At 62.2% G+C, this 19,480-nt stretch carries 17 protein-coding genes; 14 read left to right on the top strand and 3 right to left on the bottom strand.

The genetic code is table 11. The features are described 5' to 3' along the window. Window positions 1-12: 12 nt before the first annotated feature. The gene (locus KI243_RS12565) at window positions 13-1,416 is read left to right on the top strand and encodes an aminotransferase (RefSeq protein ID WP_017129035.1); all 1,404 of its coding nucleotides are present in this window, start codon (window positions 13-15) and stop codon (window positions 1,414-1,416) included. Between the two features lie 58 nt (window positions 1,417-1,474). Here KI243_RS12565 and gcvPB read toward each other — a convergent pair whose 3' ends face one another. After that, the gene (gene gcvPB, locus KI243_RS12560) at window positions 1,475-3,013 is read right to left on the bottom strand and encodes an aminomethyl-transferring glycine dehydrogenase subunit GcvPB (RefSeq protein WP_017129034.1); all 1,539 of its coding nucleotides are present in this window, start codon (window positions 3,011-3,013) and stop codon (window positions 1,475-1,477) included. After that, entirely contained in the window at window positions 3,006-4,385 is a 1,380-nt protein-coding gene (gene gcvPA / locus KI243_RS12555; protein WP_017129033.1) for an aminomethyl-transferring glycine dehydrogenase subunit GcvPA, read from the bottom strand. The genes gcvPB and gcvPA overlap by 8 nt, the downstream gene beginning before the upstream one ends. 142 nt (window positions 4,386-4,527) lie before the next feature. On the opposite strand from gcvPA, the gene KI243_RS12550 reads away from it, so the two are divergent. The 12 genes from KI243_RS12550 (at window position 4,528) to KI243_RS12495 (ending at window position 17,448) form a co-directional block, all read left to right on the top strand. After that, the gene (locus tag KI243_RS12550) at window positions 4,528-5,634 is read left to right on the top strand and encodes an NAD(+)/NADH kinase (RefSeq protein ID WP_177086149.1); all 1,107 of its coding nucleotides are present in this window, start codon (window positions 4,528-4,530) and stop codon (window positions 5,632-5,634) included. 33 nt (window positions 5,635-5,667) lie between these two features. Then, window positions 5,668-6,666: a 3-hydroxyacyl-CoA dehydrogenase gene (locus tag KI243_RS12545; protein WP_177086150.1), complete on the top strand. Its 999-nt coding sequence runs from the start codon at window positions 5,668-5,670 to the stop codon at window positions 6,664-6,666. A 102-nt stretch (window positions 6,667-6,768) separates the two neighbouring features. Continuing rightward, complete coding sequence (locus KI243_RS12540) at window positions 6,769-6,906, top strand: hypothetical protein (RefSeq protein WP_177086152.1); 138 nt, start codon at window positions 6,769-6,771, stop codon at window positions 6,904-6,906. A 219-nt stretch (window positions 6,907-7,125) separates the two neighbouring features. Continuing rightward, entirely contained in the window at window positions 7,126-7,941 is an 816-nt protein-coding gene (locus KI243_RS12535; RefSeq protein ID WP_244861890.1) for an ABC transporter permease, read from the top strand. Beyond that, window positions 7,931-9,214, top strand: a complete 1,284-nt coding sequence (locus KI243_RS12530; protein ID WP_212810899.1) for an ABC transporter ATP-binding protein — start codon at window positions 7,931-7,933, stop codon at window positions 9,212-9,214. The genes KI243_RS12535 and KI243_RS12530 overlap by 11 nt, the downstream gene beginning before the upstream one ends. 8 nt (window positions 9,215-9,222) lie before the next feature. Further along, window positions 9,223-10,533: a polysaccharide pyruvyl transferase family protein gene (locus KI243_RS12525; RefSeq protein WP_212810898.1), complete on the top strand. Its 1,311-nt coding sequence runs from the start codon at window positions 9,223-9,225 to the stop codon at window positions 10,531-10,533. Further along, window positions 10,530-11,255 carry a 2OG-Fe(II) oxygenase gene (locus tag KI243_RS12520; protein ID WP_212810897.1) on the top strand — a complete coding sequence of 242 codons (726 nt, stop codon included), beginning with the start codon at window positions 10,530-10,532 and terminating at the stop codon, window positions 11,253-11,255. Before KI243_RS12525 ends, KI243_RS12520 begins: the two co-directional genes overlap by 4 nt. Next, complete coding sequence (locus KI243_RS12515; protein WP_244861849.1) at window positions 11,248-13,317, top strand: glycosyltransferase; 2,070 nt, start codon at window positions 11,248-11,250, stop codon at window positions 13,315-13,317. The genes KI243_RS12520 and KI243_RS12515 overlap by 8 nt, the downstream gene beginning before the upstream one ends. 6 nt (window positions 13,318-13,323) lie before the next feature. Next, window positions 13,324-14,436 (top strand): UDP-N-acetylglucosamine 2-epimerase (non-hydrolyzing), encoded by a 1,113-nt coding sequence (gene wecB / locus KI243_RS12510; RefSeq protein WP_212810896.1) that lies wholly within the window; start codon window positions 13,324-13,326, stop codon window positions 14,434-14,436. Then, entirely contained in the window at window positions 14,427-15,539 is a 1,113-nt protein-coding gene (locus KI243_RS12505; RefSeq protein ID WP_212810895.1) for a glycosyltransferase, read from the top strand. Before wecB ends, KI243_RS12505 begins: the two co-directional genes overlap by 10 nt. Window positions 15,540-15,707: 168 nt before the next feature. Further along, on the top strand, window positions 15,708-16,595 hold the full coding sequence (locus tag KI243_RS12500) for a glycosyltransferase family 2 protein (RefSeq protein ID WP_244861848.1): 888 nt from the start codon (window positions 15,708-15,710) through the stop codon (window positions 16,593-16,595). A gap of 16 nt (window positions 16,596-16,611) precedes the next feature. Continuing rightward, entirely contained in the window at window positions 16,612-17,448 is an 837-nt protein-coding gene (locus KI243_RS12495; RefSeq protein ID WP_212810893.1) for an NAD(P)-dependent oxidoreductase, read from the top strand. Between the two features lie 80 nt (window positions 17,449-17,528). Here KI243_RS12495 and KI243_RS12490 read toward each other — a convergent pair whose 3' ends face one another. Next, the gene (locus KI243_RS12490) at window positions 17,529-18,476 is read right to left on the bottom strand and encodes a GlxA family transcriptional regulator (protein WP_212810892.1); all 948 of its coding nucleotides are present in this window, start codon (window positions 18,474-18,476) and stop codon (window positions 17,529-17,531) included. A gap of 178 nt (window positions 18,477-18,654) precedes the next feature. Between KI243_RS12490 and KI243_RS12485 the strand changes: the two genes are divergently transcribed. After that, window positions 18,655-19,470: an SDR family oxidoreductase gene (locus KI243_RS12485; RefSeq protein ID WP_212810891.1), complete on the top strand. Its 816-nt coding sequence runs from the start codon at window positions 18,655-18,657 to the stop codon at window positions 19,468-19,470. Window positions 19,471-19,480 lie beyond the last annotated feature (10 nt).

Genomic DNA, 19,480 nt, shown 5'->3' with positions numbered 1-19,480 from the left:
ACTGGAGAGATCATGGATCCACGTACCCCATCGACCGATCTGCATGACTTGGATCGGCGTTATTTCCTGCACCCTTTCACCGCCCTGGCCGAGCACGAACGCAACGGCCCACTGGTGATGGTCAAGGGTGAAGGTGTCTGGCTGGAAGACACCAACGGTCGCCGCTACATCGACTCGATGGCGGGGCTCTGGTGCGTCAACGTCGGTTACGGGCGCAAGGAAATCGCCGACACCCTGCATGCCCAGGCGATGCGCCTGCCCTACTACCATTCGTTCTCGTCGATGGCCACCGATACGCCGATCCTGCTCGCCGAGAAGCTGATCCAGCTGTCGCCGGTGCCGATGTCCAAGGTGTTCTTCGGCAACTCCGGCTCCGATGCCAACGACACCCAGGTCAAGCTGGTCTGGTACTACAACAACGCTCGCGGCTTGCCGCAGAAAAAGAAGATCATCGCGCGCAATCGCGGCTATCACGGGGTGACGGTGGTCGCGGCGGGCCTGACAGGGTTGCCCGGCATGCACGCGGGCTTCGACCTGCCACTGCCGTTCATCCGGCACACCACGGCGCCGCACCGCCTGTGGCAGGCCGAACCCGGCCAGAGCGATGCCGCCTTCGTCGCACGCCTGGCGGCCGACCTGGAGAACCTGATCCTCGCGGAGGGCCCGGACACCGTGGCAGCGATGATCATGGAGCCGGTGATGGGCGCCGGCGGCGTGATCGTCCCGCCCGCCGGCTATTACGCCGCGATGCAGGCCGTGCTCGATAAATACGATGTATTGCTGATCGCCGACGAGGTGATCTGCGGCTTCGGGCGCCTGGGCACCCAGTTCGGCAGTGAAAAAATGGGCATGCGCCCCGACCTGATGACCGTCGCCAAAGGCATTACCTCGGCCTACGTGCCGTTGTCGGCCTGCATCGTTTCCGAAAAGATCTGGCAAGGCCTGCTGCTCGGCGGCGAAAAATACGGGGCCTTCGCCCACGGCTATACCTACAGCGCCCACCCCCTGGCCGCGGCGGTCGCCCTGACCAACCTGCAGATCATCGAGGAAGAAGGCCTGGTGGCCCAGGCCGGTGCGCGGGGCGAACTGATGCATCGTCTGTTGCGCGAAACCTTTGCCGATCATCCGGCCGTGGGTGAAATACGTGGCGTGGGCCTGATGGGTGCCGTCGAGTTTGTCGCCCGCAGGGATCCGGCCACCGCCTTTGACCCGGCACTGAAGGTCGCCCCGCGCATCGCCCGCGCGGCACTGGAAGAAGGCCTGATCACCCGCGCCCTGCCCCAGGGCGACTCGATTTCGTTCTCGCCGCCGTTCGTGATCAGCGAAGACGAAGTGGTTGAAATGGTCGCCCGTGCGCGCCGTGCAGTGGACAAGGTGTTCAGCCAACTGCACGCCGAAGGTCACTGGAAAGGCTGAGACAACCTCCAGCCGCTGGCGCAGGTCGCGCCAGCGGCTACCGACCGCGCGTCACAGGTTATTGTGTGCCGGGATGCTTGCGCTGATAGGCGCGCCAGGTCGTCGCCCAGCGGGCCGGGTCTTCGAGGGGGCCGGTATCAAGGCGACCGATGGGATGATTATGCGGCGCCGTGCGCACCAGGTCCGGGTTGTCATAGGCTTCCCGGCACACCTGCGCCAACACCGCGATCCAGTAATCGATATCTTCCTTCGACCACATCTCGCCGGCCTCGGGGGTAAACGGCTGCGCAATCACCCAGGGTTCATGGGCCAGCCAGAACGCATCGACACCGTAGTCGACCATGCGGTTCTGCACGTCGTAGGCACTGATGCCCGTCTCGCGCTCCAGGGTTTCCAGACTGTAGCGCGTCATTTCCAGGCGCCACGTCTTGATATGCGGGTGCGAACAGGTCACCCCGCGGATCTCGGCGAGCCTCTTGCCCATGTAGTTGTTGGCCAGAACCGACAGATCCGAGGCCTCGGCAATCCCCTCGATACCCATGGCCCGCACCCAGGCATATGCCTTGATGATCTGCGGCAGATTGCCAAGGAACTCGCGCACCCGGCCAATGCCCAGCTCATCACCCGCCTCCAGGCGAAACCTGCCCTGTTCCTCGACCAGTAACGGGCCCGGCAAATAGGGGATCAGTTCCTCGCTGCAACCATAGGCACCGACCGCCGGCCCGCCACCGCCCTTCGGTGCGCCGAAGGTCTTGTGCAACATGAACATGCAGGCATCGAAGCCCAGGTCCCGTGCCCGTACCTTGCTCATCACACCATTGAAATTGGCATGATCGTAGAAGCACAGGCCACCCGCCTCCTTGACCACCCGCACCCACTCGGCGATATCCGGATTGTAGATCCCCATGTCGTCGGGGTTATTGATCATCAGGGCCGCCGTACGCGGCGACACCGCCGCCTTGAGCGCTTCCAGCGATGGATAACCGTTCTCCTCCAGCGGCAAGGTGATGATCTTGAATCCCGCCGTCGCCGCCGTCGCCGGATTGCACGGGTGCGACTGGATCGAGGTGATGATCTCATCGCGGGTTTCCAGCTCGCCGCGGGCGGCGTGATACGCGCGGGTCACGCAGACATGCAGAAATGCCGCATCGGCACCGCCCGCCGCCTGAAACACAAAGCGGTCCATGCCGGACAACGCCCGCAGATTGAGATCCAGATTATGCATGACCTGCAGCGAGCCCTGCAAGGTCGAGTCGGGCTGGCGTGGATGCAACTGCGCGACATCATCGCGCGCGGTGATCGCTTCGTTGACCCGCGCGTTGTACTTCATCGTGCAGGTGCCAAACAGCGAGATCCCCATCATTCCCAAGGTTTGCTGCGACAGGTGCAGATAATGTCGCAACACATCGGGCTCGGACATTTCCGGCAGTTTGGGCAAGGTCTTGCGACGCATCGCCGCCGGGATCACGCTCAGATCGCAAGGCACCGCCGCCGTGGGAAACACCACGCCACGCCGGCCGGGACGCGACAAGGTCATCACCACCGGCTCATCCCACACGGCGGCCTGGTATCGGCGTAACTTGACGGATTCACTCATGGTTCAGTACCTCGCGAAGGGCGTCGATCAACTGGTCGATGTCCGCGTCCTGATGCAATTCGGTCACGCAGTACAGCGCGCTTTGCCCGAGCTCCGGGAACTCCCGGCTCAGGTCATGCCCGCCGAAGATGCCCCGTGCCAGCAAGCCCTGGTTGATGGCCGCCACCGACTGGCCGCTGGCGTTGAAATCCACCACGAACTCCTTGAAAAAACCGTCGCCATAGCGGATCGAAACACCTGGCAGCTCATTCAGGCGTCGCGCCGCCTGATGGGCCTGGGCAACGATCAGCTCACCGACGTCGACAAATCCCTGCGGCCCCATCAGCGACATGTACACCGCGTTGGCAATGGCCCACAGGTACACCGAGTTACCGGTCCAGTCCTTGCCGTTTTCGCGCAAACCATAAGACGACTGCTCGGCCAGGGACAGGCCGAAACCGACTTCACCCGGATGCGCGGTGGTGGTGATGCTGATCAGCAGCGTGGGGTATTCACGGGCGTAACGCTCTTCGTCGCGCGTGGCGATAAAGCCGCCCAGGCCGCCGCCGCCGTACATCGGAATGCCCAGCGTCTGGATGGTGCCCACCACGATATCGGCACCGTAATCCGGCGGGGCCGCCAGTACGCCAAGAGAGATCGGGTCGACGCCGACCACGAACTCCGCGCCCTGGGCGTGGGTCAACTCGGCAATGGTCGCGGCGGCGCCATCGATCAGGCCGAAGTAGTTGGGCGCCTCCAGGTACACCGCCGCCACATGGCTGCCAAGTTTGCCCTTGAGGTCCTCCAGGTCCATCACGCCGGTCACCGGATCCGCGGCGACAAACTCCAGCTGCAACTCATTGGCCATGTTCGGTTCGCAGTAGTTGCGGATCACCGCCAGCCGCTCCGGATCAATGATTCTCGGCAACAGCAGGGTGTGACGCCCGTTCAGGCGCGAGGCCATGCGCAAGGCATGCCCGGCGGCACAGCCCCAGCTGTAGACCGGCAGGCCGACATACTCGCATCCCACCAGTTCACCCAACTGGCTGCTGAACTCGAACCATGCCTGGCAACGTCCCTGGTCGGATGAAGGCGTGCCCCACACCGACGTCAGAAACTCACTGCGACCGGCAATCTCATTGCAGATGGCGGGCACATGATGCTGCCAGCAACCGCCACCGAGAAAGCTCAGGGTTTCGGCGCAATTGCGGTTGCGAGCGAGGATCTCGCGCAAATGACGGCTCAGGGTCGCCTCTGAGCGCATAGCGCCCATAAGTTCGGGCTTTTCCTGCAATCGGTGAGCCTCAGGAATCTGTTCGAAAAGCTCTTCAACAGATTCGATACCAAGGATATTCAACATCTCCTGCTTGATATCTGGCAGGGCGTTGGCCATAAACGGATGGGCTGATCTGGGTTGACTCATCTTACCTCCGGACGCAATATGAGGACGAATGCGAACTTAAGTTTGTATTGCGCACAATCTACGTGGCAATGCTGACACTCGCAACTGCTCAATCACCCGAAGGCGAGTATCGATGGCGTTCAAGATCGGCCTGCTCATCAATCCCTTCGCCGGACTCGGCGGAACCACTGGCCTGAAGGGCAGCGACGGCGCCGACATGGTGGCCCTGGCGCTGGAACTGGGCGCCCGCCCCAAGGCCCATGAGCGTTGCGTGCGCGCACTGCGACGACTGGTCGGTGGTGATGCGCAGGTCGTGACGGTGACCGGCGAAATGGGCGAACGCGCCTGTCATGAGGCCGGTTTGCCCGCGCAAGTCATCGCCACCCCACCCACCGAGCGCTCGGCGCGCGATACTGTGGAGGCCTGTCATGCATTGCTCGCCGAGACCGTCGACCTGCTGCTGTTCGCCGGTGGCGATGGCACCGCCCGCGATGTGGCGGCAGCCACTGCGACCACGCCGACGCTGCTGCTCGGTATTCCCTGCGGGGTGAAAATGTATTCCGGCGTGTTTGCCCGCTCGCCTGAGCATGCCGGTGAAGTCGCCCGCCAGTGTGCCGGTGGCGGGGTCGGCAGCCGCGAGGCCGAGCTGCTGGATATCGACGAAAACGCTTCCCGTAACGACCGTGTCAGCACCCGCCTCTACGGCTACGCGCGCGTGCCCGCCGACCCGCGGCACATGCAGGGTGCCAAGTCCGGCAGCGCCAATCCGGACCACGCCGTGGAGGCCGAGGCAGCTTTGTTCGCCGCCCGGATGCATCCGGAACATGTCTATTTCCTGGGTCCCGGCCGCACGATCCAGTCGCTGGCCAGGCACCTGAGTGGAGAAGCAACGCTACTCGGCGTCGACGCCTACCTCGGTCGGACATTGATTTGTCGCGACGCCAATGAAAGCGATCTGCTCGCACTCGCCACACGCCATCCCGCACATGTGGTCGTCAGCCTCACGGGCGGCCAGGGTTGCCTGTTCGGCCGCGGCAACCAGCAGATCAGCGCCGCCGTTCTCGCCCTGATCGCCCCGGCACATCTGCACGTATTGGCGAGCAGCGCGAAAATCGCCGCCCTGCCCCAGGGACAGTTGTTCGTCGACAGCGGCGATCCGGCACTCGACGCCCGTCTCAGCGGTTTTATCCGGGTACACACAGCACCGGGACGCAGCGCCATGGTGCGCGTCGTTCACTGATTTGTTCATCCTAAAAAAACAACAGGAGAGCCCATGAACCCATCCTCCCACGTGGTCGCCGTTATCGGCGCCGGCAGTATCGGCGTGGCATTCGCCATCGTCTTTGCCCGCGCCGGCTGGAGCGTGCGCCTGCAGGACCCGGACAGCCAACGCCTGAAACTGGCCAGCCAGGAAATCGCCAGTCGCTGCGCGGAGCTGGTTCACTACGGCCTGCTGCAGGAAACGCCCGACGTACTGGTGTCCCGGGTCAGCCTGTGCAGCGATCTGGAAAGCGCGGTGGCCGGCGCCGACCTGATTCAGGAATGCGCCCCGGAGCGGCTCGACCTGAAGATCGAACTGTTCCGTCAACTCGACAGCCTGGCCCCTCCCGACGCGATCCTGGCCAGTTCGTCCTCGGCCCTGACGGCTTCCAGTTTCGCCGACACCCTGCCCGGACGCAGTCGTTGCCTGGTCGCGCATCCGGGCAACCCGCCGTACCTGCTGCCGGTGATCGAGATCGTCCCTGCCCCGTTCACCGCCGTGCAGCCTGTCGAGCGGGCTCTGGCGTTGTACGCGCAAGCGGGCCTGACGCCCGTGCGCCTGCAAAAAGAAATAGAAGGCTTTGTGTTCAATCGCCTGCAAGGCGCGTTACTGCGTGAAGCCTATTGCCTGGTGCGCGACGGCATCACCTCGGTCGCCGACATCGATAAGGTCGTCAGCCAGGGCCTGGGCCTGCGCTGGGCATTCATGGGGCCCTTCGAGACCGTCGATCTCAACACCCGTGGCGGCATCGGTTCGCATGCCCTGAAGATGGGCCCGGCCTATGCCCGCATGGGCGCCGAACGCGGACAGCACGATCCCTGGACCGCCGACCTGGTGGCCATGGTCGAAGGACAGCGTCGGGCATTGGTGCCGCTGGAAAACTGGGAAGAACGGGTCGCATGGCGAGACCGCGCATTGATGGAGCGGGCCAGCGACCGGTTGAAGCGGGAAAGGCAACAGGGCCACGTCATCGATCAGCACGGTGCAGGTCACGTAGAAACAGAAGCATAGGGAGCCTCCGTCAGGGGGTCATCTGGCCTACTTATCGGTCCCTCCTCCACGGCATGATAAACGTGGAGTCTCCTGATATTCTCACTGAATCAGGGACCATGGATGACCACTCTGATTGAACTCAATTCAATACTCGCGGCAGCAGAAAAGATAAAGGGGGGAGTTGCCCGAACTGCGGCCACGCTGAGAGTCGTGCTGCCGCCGGCGGCGAAGTTTTTCCGCGATGAACAGATAAAATGAACCATTCTGAAAACAGTTCGACTATATCTTCTTCAGACAAGTCGATTTGTATCAGAACTGAAACCCGTTAAATGGAGTAAAGAGTCCCTTTTTATTAGCCTGTCGAGATATCATCAAGAACTTGTAGGAAAAGGACTTCGGGCAATAATACGAAACTCGCCGGCCAGAATGCGAAACTTTCGCATCATACTAATTAAAACAGCCATCCGGAGGCGACCAATGATTGTGACAAGGACGTCGGGCGGAATTTTTTCCAGCCCGTGGCAGCACCGGGAACTGCTGCTGTCAATGATCAAACGGGAGATACTGGGACGCTATAGAGGCTCGATGATCGGGCTCCTGTGGTCATTCCTCAATCCGTTGTTGATGCTGGCGGTCTATACGCTGGTATTCAGTGTGATGTTCAAGCAGAAATGGCAGGGAGGCAGCGAATCGCGGAGCGAATTCGCCCTGCTGGTATTTGCCGGCCTGCTGGTGTTCAACATCTTCTCGGAGTGCGTGCAGCGCGCTCCGACGCTGATAGCTGCCAACGCGAACTACGTCAGGAAGGTCATTTTCCCGCTGGAGATACTTCCCTGGGTGACCCTTGGCTCGGTGCTGTTGCATGCCATGGCAAGCTTGTCGATCTGGCTGGTTTTCCACCTGCTGTTCATCGGCCTCCCCCCCCTCACGGCCCTGCTGCTGCCCTTGGTGCTACTGCCCCTGGTGCTCTTTTGCATGGGCATCTCCTGGCTGCTGGCCGCCGTGGGCGTTTATCTGCGCGACATCGGCCAGGTGACCGGCGCCTTCACCACCGCGCTGTTGTTTGTTTCGGCGGTTTTCTATCCGATCAGCGCCTTGCCCGAAGCGTATCGGCCATGGCTGCTGCTCAATCCGCTGGCACTGATCATCGAACAGGTTCGCGATGTGCTGTTCTGGGGAGTGGCGATCAATCCATTGGACTGGGCGACCGGCCTGGTGCTGGCGTTCGCGATAGCCTGGCTGGGCTTCCAGTGTTTCCAGCGAATGCGCAAGGGATTTGCCGATGTCCTCTGATTTCGCGGTGCAAGTGACAGGACTGGGCAAGTGCTTTCATATCTACGACAGCCCCCAGGACAGGCTGTGGCAAATGCTGTCTCCCCGAAAGAAGCCGCGTTACCGCGAACTGTGGGCGGTCAAGGACGTCTCGCTCACCATCGAGAAGGGCGAGGCGATCGGCATCATCGGTCGCAACGGCAGCGGCAAGTCGACACTCTTGCAGTTGATCTGCGGCACGCTCGATGCCAGCCGTGGCACGGTTGTCAGCCATGGTCGCATCGCAGCGTTGCTGGAGTTGGGTTCGGGCTTCAACCCCGACTTCACCGGCCGTGAAAACGTGTTTTTCAACGGTGCCATATTGGGGCTGAGTCGCGCCGAGATCACCCAGCGATTCGATGATATCGCCGCCTTCGCCGGCATCGGTGACTTCATCGACCAGCCGACCAGGACCTACTCCAGCGGCATGCTCATGCGCCTGGCCTTCGCCGTTTCCGTCTGGGTGGAGCCCGACATCCTGATCGTCGATGAAGCACTCGCGGTTGGCGATGCTTCCTTCCAGTTCAAGTGCCTCCAGCGCCTTGAGGCACTTACCCAGCGCGGCACCACACTGCTGTTCGTCTCCCATGACATGAGCATGGTCAAGCGCTTCTGCAAACGAGCGCTCTACCTTCGCGATGGCCAGGTCCGGGCCAACGGTCCGCCAGACGACGTCGCCGAACGCTATCTGCTGGACATGCGCGATGAGCAACGCCGCTGGGCCAGCGGGGACACGGTGACGGTGTTGCCCAAGGAGCATCTGGCAAACACGGGCGGCATCGCCTTCGGCACCGACGAAGGGCGCATTCTTTCGGCCTGCTTCACCAATACCGGGGGGATGCACTCGACCTTTGTCCACGGCGAGATGATCGAAGTGCGCATTGAGGTGCTGATTCGTGAATCCATCACCTTGCCAAGCATCAGCCTGACCATCCAGGAGCCACGCCTGCTGGTGATCGGCGGCGCCAACCTGGCACTCGAACCGCAAGCCGCCCATGCAGGCTGGCGCAAGGCATCCATCACGGCCCGCTTCCCCTCGCGCTTCGCCGCCGGCCGATACCACATCACGCTGAAACTGATGAATGGCCATACCGAGGAAAGTGCCCATCTGATCGAAAAACAGGTCGCGCTGATGACGTTCGACACCCTGGTGGAGAGCAACGCCTTCCTCGGCATTGTCGACCTTGGAATCGAGCCGCTGTACCCCGCAACCAGCAGTGCACCGCTGCCAGAACCCGAAGCAGAAAGGAGATGAGCCCCAGCGTGGAAAAGGTCATGAGCAGAGTCTGGCAGATAGCGATTCACGGCACCTTCGACGTAGAGAACTACGGCGATCTGCTGTTTCCTGTCATTGCCGAAGAAGAATTGTCCCGCCGCCTGGGTGCGGTGCAGATGCACCGGTTCTCCTATCACGCGAAGAGCGCCGCGCAATGGCCCTACGCCGTGACCTCGCTGACCGAGCTGCCGAAGATTGCCCATCGCCTGGATGCGACCCTGATCGGTGGTGGCTTTATCATTCGCTTCGACAAGTTCGTTGCCGAGAACTACCTGCCCCCTTCCCCCTCCATTCATCACCCGACCGGTTACTGGCTCACCCCCGCCCTGATGGCCGTGCAACATGGCGTGCCGCTGATCTGGAACGCCCCCGGCATGCACTGCAACGATGTGCCGGAGTGGGCCAGGCCGCTGTTGAAACTCGTCATCGAACAGAGTCCCCACGTCAAGGTTCGCGACGCGCTGTCGCAAGCCACCCTGCAGCAGTTGACCGAGCACGGCCGTATCGAGGTGCTGCCCGATACGGCGTTCGGCCTGCCACGGCTGCTGGATCTGCAAGCCCCGTCCGCAGAGTTGAACAATCTTCGCAGCCAATATGGCCTGGACGGGCCCTATCTGGTGGTGCACGCCATCGGGGGCCTGGAGCGTTTCCTCGATCTCTGGCGCCGTCACAGTGCTGAATTCACCGATCTGCGCCTTCTGGTCGTGCCCATCGGGCCGGTTCTCGGTGACCACGCGTCAGCGCTGGGAGAGCCGCTGGATCGCTCGGTGACATTGCCATTCTGGCCCTCGCCGCTGCTGCTGGCCGAACTGATCGCTCACTCTGTCGGCGTGGTCGGGCACAGCTATCACCTGGCAATCAGCGCAATCGCCTTTGGCCTGCCGGTGTTCTGCTCGGCGGATCTGAAAAACGGCAAATACACGGCGTTGCCGGCCTACGGGCGCGTCTTCCAGGTGAGCCACGACCAGGAGCTGGACCCTCACTGGTTTGCCCGACAGCTCGGCAGGCGTCCCCTCCCCGCCGCCACCCGGCAAGCCGCAGCGCAGTTGGACGAGCACTGGGACCGGGTCGCAGAGCTTGTTGTCGCCGGCCGCGTCGCCGAGCCGGAGGGGCTGAGCCGCTTCTGGCAATCCCTGCCAATGCAGCTCGAAAGCTTGCAGGCACGACAGACCGAGAGTCTGCAGGTACAGCGGATTGAGCTGGAGGCCAGCAGACGGCAGTTGGCACAGTTGCCGATGTCGGACCTGCGACGTCTCTACCATCTGTTCAAGAGGTTTTTTGCAAGGAGCACGCAATGATCAACCTGGAAAAGATCGCCCGGCAACAGTTGCAACACCATCCGTATCGCTGGGCAGAAATCGGTGGCCTCTACAGTGCCGAAGACGCTGCCGCACTGGCCGAAACCTATCCCCACGATCACTTCAAGGTGGTCCAGGGCTACGGCGGCGAGAAAAACTACGAGTACGAAGCCAGGCAACTGATCGCCATGACCGACGGCGAGGTGGTCAACCCACAGGCTTTGAGCCCGCAGTGGCGGCAACTCGCCCGGGATCTGCGCTCAGCGGCCTACCGGCAGGCACTGGGAACATTGACCGGGGTGGACCTGAGCCAGGCGCCCATGGAGGTCAACCTGTTTCACTACGGTCCCGGCGCGAACCTGGGGCCCCATCCCGACCTGTCCGACAAGGTGGTCACCCATATCCTCTATTTCAACGAAACCTGGGACCCCCGGTACGGTGGCTGTCTGCAGATCCTGAACTCGCGAGATCCCGACAGCGTTGCCAGGGAGATATCTCCCCTCGTCGGCAACTCGGCGGTGCTGGTCCGCTCCGACACCTCGTGGCATGCCGTGTCACGGGTGATCGACCATTGCAGCGTCTCCCGTCGCAGCGTCACCGTGACGTTCTATCGCCCTGGCTCGACCAGCTCCATGTGGCCCGAGGGCGACGACACGCCACTGCATGACTACCCTCGGCAAAAATCTGCGTCCTTCGAAAACAGGGCCGGCGCATATGGCTGAAAACGATGACCAGTCCAAGCCAACGATGAGTGTGGCCAGGCGCCTGCTCGCACGCTATCGCCAACTGCCGCTACCCCGGCCGTTGCGCAGGTACCTGTCGGCAATCTACCGGGGCGCGTTGCTCAGGCCCCTGCATCGATTGCGTCATCGGTTGCAGCAACACGACACACTCGCGGAGATCAACCTCGAGGCCCTGCTGGGAGAACCCCGATATCCCGACTACATCATCTGGGGTGTCATCGACTGGCATTTCCGCCATCAGCGGCCGCAACAACTGGCCAGAATGCTGAGTGCCAGCGGACGCCGGGTGTTTTACGTCTCGAGCACACTGAAAGAGTCGAAACACCCTGGATTTTCCATCTCCCCCCTGAACCAGCAGGGGAATCTGTTCGAAATCCAGTTGCACGTCAGCCAGGCACCGTCCATCTATTCGACCGTGCCCGGCAGCGACCAGATCGCCCAATTGCGAAAAGGACTCGGCGACCTGCTGCTTTGCACCCGCCCCCGCGCCGTTGTCGCACTGGTCCATCATCCGTTCTGGCTGGAAGTGGCGAAGGCGACGCCCAATAGCCGCCTGGTCTACGACTGCATCGATCACCACGAGGGTTTCAGCAACACCGATCCCGGGATTCTGCAGCTCGAACAGCAACTGGTCCGCGAGGCGCAACTGACCGTCTATACCTCCGACTGGCTCGCCCGGCAATGGGCTCACACCCCGTCCAGGCACAGCGTGGTGGTCAGAAATGCCGCCGACTACGAGTTCTTTTCCCTCCGCCCGGCCTCGGTCTACCAGGACCCGGCAGGCCGCCGGATCATCGGCTACTACGGGGCGATTGCCGACTGGTTCGATACCCGGCTGGTCGCGGCGGTCGCCAGGGCCTTTCCACAGCACCTGATCTTGCTGATCGGCACCGATACCGCCAATGCCCGGCATGAGCTGCGCCAGTACCCCAACGTCAAGTTTACCGGCGAGGTGGCCTACAGCGCGCTTCCCGGCTACCTGCATGCCATGGACGTCTGCCTTTTGCCCTTCCAGGTCACGCCGCTGACGCTCGCCACCAACCCGGTCAAAGTCTACGAATACCTCAGTGCCGGCAAACCGGTGGTCGCCGTCGACCTGCCCGAGATCGAGCAGTTCGGAACCCTGGTTCATCGTGCCCGCGACGAGGATGAGTTCATCGCCGGCATCGCCCTGGGCCTGGCGGAGCAACCCGGCAGCCATGACAGTCAACGCCGGGGGTTCGCAGCCGAACAGTCCTGGACACAGCGCGTCGCCACCTTGCTCGAGGCAACCGAGAAGCAGCCGGCGACGAACGAGGTCAGCGTGATTGTCGTGACCTACAACAACCAGGCCCTCACCCGGGAGTGCCTGGCCAGCCTGACCGCCAACGGGCAAGGCGCCGGCCTGGAAATCATCGTGGTCGACAACGGCTCCCACGACGGTACGCCGGAGTTCCTCCGGCAATGGGCCGCGGACAACGGGCAGCAGGTCATCCTCAACACCACCAACCGCGGTTTTTCCGCCGCCAACAATCAGGGCCTCGCCGCCGCGACTGGTGACTACCTGGTACTGCTCAACAACGATACCGAGGTCACTCCGGGCTGGGCGGATACGCTGCGCAAGCACCTGGAGCGCAACCCCGATATCGGCCTGATCGGTCCCGTGACCAACAATATCGGCAACCAGGCCAGGATCGACATCGAGTACTCGTTGCCGGACATGGCCCGCCAGGCCTGCCTGCATACCCACAGGCACCTCGGCGAATGGTTCCGCCTGCCGACACTGGCATTCTTCTGCGTGATGCTGCGACGCAGCACCTATGTTCAGGTCGGTCCCCTGGATGAAGCCTTCGGCCGTGGTTTCTTCGAGGACGACGACTACTGCCGGCGCGTTGAGCAAACCGGGTTGTTCAATGCCTGTGCCCGGGATGTCTTCGTTCACCATCACCTCTCCGCCAGCTTCAACCTGATGGACACCCGGGAACGCGAGGCCCTGTTCGAGCGAAACAAGGCTATCTACGAGAACAAGTGGGGCAAGTGGATCCCCCATCGCCATGGATGACAGTCGATGAGCCAGCGCAGGATAGTCGTCGTGGTGGGCACCCGACCGGAAGCGATCAAGATGGCTCCGGTCATCCATGCCCTCAAGCGCTCGAAACTGTTCGCCTGCCAGGTGGTCGCCACGGCCCAGCACCGCGAACTCCTGGATCAGGCATTGTGGGAGTTCGCCATAGAACCGGACCTCGATCTGGACATGATGCGGGCGAACCAGTCCCTTTGCGCATTGACCAGCCGCCTGCTCACCCGCTTTGAAGAGACCCTTCTCGAATGGCGCCCCGATGCGGTGCTGGCCCAGGGTGATACCACCACGGTGCTGGCGGTCGCGCTGTCGTGTTTCTACCTGCGGATACCCTTCGGCCATGTCGAGGCGGGCTTGCGCACGGGCGACATGGCCAATCCGTTCCCGGAAGAGCTGAACCGGACAATGGCCAGCAGAATCGCCCGATGGCACTTCGCGCCAACCCAGAAAGCCCGCGACAACCTGCTGCGCGAAGGTATTGCCGAGCACGCCATTCATGTCACCGGCAATACCGTGATAGACGCCCTGCTGCACAGCCTCGGCCAGCCCCACGAAGCCGACCCGGCAAGCCGCGGCGACCAGCGTTTGCTATTGGTGACCCTGCACCGTCGGGAAAGCTTCGGCGCGCCGTTGCTCGGCATCTGCGCGGCCATTCGCAGCCTGGTGGAGCGTAACGAAGATATCCGGGTAGTTTTCCCCGTGCACCCCAACCCCAACGTGAAAGTACCGGTGGAGGCAGCTTTGGGCGGGCACCCGCGGATCGAGCTTTGCCCGCCGCTGGGCTATCACCGGTTCATACGGATGATGAAAAGCGCCTACCTGGTGTTGAGCGACTCCGGCGGCATCCAGGAGGAAGCGCCCGCGCTGGGTATCCCCGTCCTCGTGCTGCGCAACGAGACAGAGCGCCAGGAAGCGATCGAGCACGGCATGGTGAAACTGGTGGGTACCCGTAGCGCCGACATCGTGCAGGCGGTGCAGCATCTGCTGGATAACTCCAGTCACTATGCCGGAATGATCAGGCAAGAGTCGCCCTATGGAGACGGCAGGGCCGCCGAGCGGATAGTCCAGGTACTGGCGGAGCACTTTTCGACATGCGCCTGATCTATCTCTCGCCAATGCCCTGGCACAGCTTCAGCCAGCGCTCCCATGAACTGGTGCGCTGCTTCCATGAAAAAACCGGCGAGCCCGTGCTCTGGATCGAGCCCTACCCCACCCGTTTTCCGGCATTCGGTGATCTGAGCCTGTTACGCCAGGCAGCGGCAGGCGCTACGCACCCACGCCCGCCAGAGGCCGAGCTGCCGCCCTGGTTGACCGTCCTTCGACCTCGCGCCCTGCCGATAGAACCCATTCCCGGCTCGGGATGGATCAATCGGCCGCTGTGGCAACCGATCATCGTCCAGGCTCGTCGCTTCGCTCGACACCCCACGTTGCTGGGCATCGGAAAGCCTTCGAGGCTGGCATCCAGACTGCTGCGAGAGCCGATCTTCGAAGCCAGCTTCTATGACGCCATGGATAATTTTTCCGAGTTTTACCGGGGCCTGTCGCGCAAGGCCATGGAGCGCCGCCAGCAGTCGACGGCCCGGGCAGTCTCGATGGTACTGACCTCCTCGTCAGCGCTACAGGCGCAGATGTCCACACTGTCCGGCAACGTCAGACTGCTCGGCAACGCCTGCGCCACCGAACGCCTGCCAGAGAGACGGGAGAAGCGCAGTACACGCCTGGACAACCCGGTCCTTGGCTATGTCGGCACCATCGCCAAGTGGTTTGCCTGGGAAATAGTGGTGGCGTTGGCCAAGGCCTATCCCCACGCCGAAATACGCCTGATCGGCCCGGTGCACACCCGCCTGCCGGCGCATCTGCCCGGCAACATCCATTTCATTGGCGAGGTCTCCCATGAGGCGGCGATGGACGCCATGGCCGACTTCGACGTCGGCCTGATCCCGTTCAAGTGCGATGCCCTGACGCGGTTCGTGGACCCTATCAAGTACTACGAGTATCGCGCCCTGGGCTTGCCGGTGATCAGCACGGCTTTCGGAGAGATGGTGGGCAGGAACGCCTGTCCAGGCACCTTCCTGCTGGACGGACCTGAGGACATACGCCAGGCCATGGACCAGGCCCTTGGCTTCGATGAACCGGAAGAACACACCCGACGTTTTCGCTGTGACAACTCATGGAGGGCACGTTTCTCCCTGGCCATCCCCTGAATGACCGGGTTCATGGATAGCGGTGGAGTTGAGCCGCAAGGCATCGCCGACTCGTGATTGCGCCGTTACCAGAAGACAAGCGTGGCAAATGGAGTGACGATATTGAATGCAATAGAACGGCCCGGCGTTGATGAACGGATCCGGTCTTCATTACAGGACGAGTGTGACGTGATCATCGTCAATTACAACGCAGGGGGACTATTGGCTGCTTGTGTCGACTCGGCATTTGCCGCCGGCGCCTGCCGGGTAATCGTGGTGGATAACGGCTCCCACGATGGCAGCCTGATGAAACTGGAGCACCCTCAAGCCCCTGGCAAGGCGCTTCGGATACTGCATAACACAGCCAACCTCGGCTTCGCCGTGGCGTGCAACCAGGGTGCCCGGCTGTCAACGGCGCCCAACCTGCTGTTCCTGAATCCGGATGCCGTACTGGCCATCGATGCCATGGACCGCCTGCTAAGGGCGCTGCACCGCTCACCGGAGATCGGCGCGGTCGGAGGTTTCCTGTGCAATCCGGACGGCACCGAACAGGCCGGCGGGCGCCGGGTGTTCCCGACGCCCAGACGGGCCTTCATGCGCGCCTTCGGACTCTCGCGGCTCACGAAGTTTTTCCCGGCCGTGTTTTCCGATTTTTTATTGCACAAGGAGCCCCTGCCTGCCGCTCCCATTGTCGTCGAAGCCATTTCCGGGGCCTGCATGCTGGTCAAGCGCGAAGCGATCGAAAGTGTCGGGCTCTGGGATGAAGACTATTTTCTGCATTGCGAGGATCTGGATTGGTGCATGCGTTTCCGCCAGGCAGGCTGGAGTGTTCTCTTCGTGCCGGATGCACGGGTCACCCATGTGTTCGGTGGTTGCAGTCGTGATCGGCCCTATTTCGTCGAGTGGCACAAGCACCGTGGCTTCCTGCGTTTCTATCGGAAGTTTTTCCGCCAGCGATATTCCCTCTTCCTCTGGATAATGGTGGTCATCGGGGTCTGGTTTCGATTCAGCCTGATGGTATTCCGTCACGCGGTTATCCGGCTGTTGAATGGATTGTCCCCGGGAAAAGAGAACTGAATTGCACATAGGCATATTGGGCGCTTCCAGCTTCCTGGGCGAACATGCACTGCTGTCCCTGGCGCAGGCAGGCCATCAGGTCACCGCCTTCACCCGGCAGTTGCCCAGGGCTTCCCGCAGGGGCATCAACTGGCAAAGCGTCGACGACTGGCATGAGCTGGCACTGGACACCTTCCTGTCACTTGCCCCCATCTGGGTTGTACCGGAATATCTGGAGCGCCTCACCAACACCGGGGTCAAGCGCGTGGTCGTCTTGTCCTCCACCAGCCGCTTTACCAAGCAAGCCTCGCCAGACGTCCGGGAAAGGCAACTGGCGCAGCGCCTGGGCAATGCGGAAGAACAGTTCGTGAAGTGGGCGATCGAACGGAAAGTCCAATGGGTGATCCTGCGACCGACAATGATCTACGGATTTGCATGCGACCAGAACATTACCGAGATCGCCCGCTTCATCCAACGCTTCGGGTTCTTCCCGCTGATCGGTGGCAGCAGAGGTTTGCGCCAGCCGGTACATGCCGATGATGTTGTTCAGGCTTGCCTGGCAGCCATGACCCTTCCGGAGTTGCACCATGGCGCCTACAACCTGTCCGGGGCAGAAGTCCTGCCTTATCACGCGATGGTAAGACGCATATTCCAGGCCCTGGGACGCCCGGAACGCACGCTGGCGCTCTCCACCAGGACATTGCACGCACTGGTTTGGCTCCTGCGATGCCTGCCACGCTACCGGCATCTTTCAGGGGCACTGGTGGAGCGCATGAACCAGGATCTGGTATTCGACCATGCGGACGCCAGTGACCAGCTCGGCTTTTACCCCCGGCCCTTTGAATTGAAACACGAAGACTTGCCCCTGCGATGAGACATGGTCACCGCGGCAGAACACCTGCCGCGCTGCCCATCCATCAGGGTCGCAGGGACTTTCCAGGATGTCATGCCCCCTTACAACGCCGACACAGCCCTCGCCGAAGTGCGTTGTATGGCCTGGGGCGGTTGCCCGAATGCCCGGAGAAATGCCTGGCGCATGCGTTCCCGGTCGCCGAAGCCGGTCTCGCGAGCAATGACTTCTATCGGGTGCAGCGTCGTCTCCATCAGCAAACGTGCGGCCTCGACGCGCAAGCGCTCGATGGCCTTGGCCGGCGACTGGCCGGTTTCCTCGCGAAAGACTCGACTGAATTGACGCGGACTCAGCCGTGCGGCTTCGGCCAGGGTTTCGACTGACAGGACACTGCCAAGATGCTCTCTTGCATAAGCGAGCGCCATCTGCACGCGGTCGGACTTTGCATCCAGTTCCAGGAGCGCCGAAAATTGCGATTGCCCACCACCACGGCGCTGATGCACCACCAGCTTGCGCGCGACCATGCGGGCAGTCTCCAATCCGAAATCCTTTTCAACGATCGCCAGGGCGAGGTCGACACCGGCGGTCATGCCCGCCGACGTCCAGATTTGCCCATCCACCACGAAGATGCGGTCTTCATCGAGCAATGCGCCGGGGTACTGCTTCTTGAACGCCTGGGCATGAAACCAATGCGTCGTGGCACGCCTGCCTTCGAGCAGACCGGCGGCAGCCAGTACGAACGCACCGGTGCAAATCGCCGCCACGCGCCTGCTCCGGCTTGGCGCCTGGCGTATGTAGTCAAGCAGGCTGGCACCCGGCAGGCGACAGTCATTGGCACCGGCGACAATGAGTGTGTCATAGGTCGAGTCCTGAAGCCGGTCGGTATTGACGGAAAAACCCTGGGACGTCATCACCGGCCCCCCGCCTTCAGAAACCAGACGGAAGTGATAGACCCTCTCGCCGCGCAAGAGATTCACGTATTCGAAAACGCTCGCAACGGCGAGCCCCAGAGACTGGAAATCCGGATAAACGACGAGTCCGACAGTGTGCATGATGGTCTCTCAAACGCAGCTCATGACGCCCGGCAGGCAACTCCCTGCAAGGACCGGTGCAACGAGACATGATGGCATGAATCATTGCATATATGTCATTGAGGACGCACCGCGTCAAATCCAGAATGACTACCGACCCGACATCCCGTCGGGCAAGCATTCTGAAAGAGAGACGACCATGACTTCCTCCGATATCTCCCCCAAAGGCACGGCGCTGATCACCGGGGCCTCCACCGGCATCGGCGCGGTCTATGCCGATCGCCTGGCCAAGCGTGGCTATGACCTGATCCTGGTGGCTCGCAACGCCGATCGCCTGAAGACATTGGCCGACCGCCTGACGACGCAGACCGGCCGCTCGGTGAAGACCCTGACGGCGGATCTCAACGACAAGGCCGCACGCTCGACCATCGAGAGCGTCCTGCGCGACGACAACCGCATCACCCTGCTGGTGAACAACGCCGGTGTCGGCTCGGTGGCTTCGATACTCAATAGCGATGTCGACGAAATGCAAGCAATGATCGACCTGAATATCACCGCGCTGACACGCCTGACTTATGCCGTGGCGCCGGTATTCGCTGCCAGGGGCTCGGGCACGATCATCAATATCAGCTCGGTTGTCGGCATCGCCGTCGAACTGCTGAACGGCGTCTACAGTGCCTCGAAGTCCTATGTCCTGAGCTTCGGCCACGCACTGCAACGCGACCTCGCCGACAAGGGCGTGCGCATCCAGACGGTCCTGCCGGCGGCGACGGCCACCGAGTTCTGGGATATGGCGGGCTACGCCAAACAGAAAGAGGCGGCCAGTACGATGACCGCCGAGGATCTGGTCGACGCGGCACTGGCCGGACTCGATCAAGGCGAACTAGTGACCATCCCGACGTTGCAGGACAACACGGACTGGACACGCTGGGAAGCGGATCGCCGCGCGCTGGCGCCAAGCTTCGCCAACGCCAGGCCCGCTCCACGTTATGCCCTGTCGCCCGGGCAGGCCTGAGCCCCACAGG

This window comes from Pseudomonas sp. Ost2, from assembly GCF_018326065.1.
Taxonomy (GTDB): Bacteria; Pseudomonadota; Gammaproteobacteria; order Pseudomonadales; family Pseudomonadaceae; genus Aquipseudomonas; species Aquipseudomonas gingeri.
The sequence above is the reverse complement of the archived record's forward strand: the minus strand, read 5'-3'. Positions and strand labels throughout refer to the sequence as shown.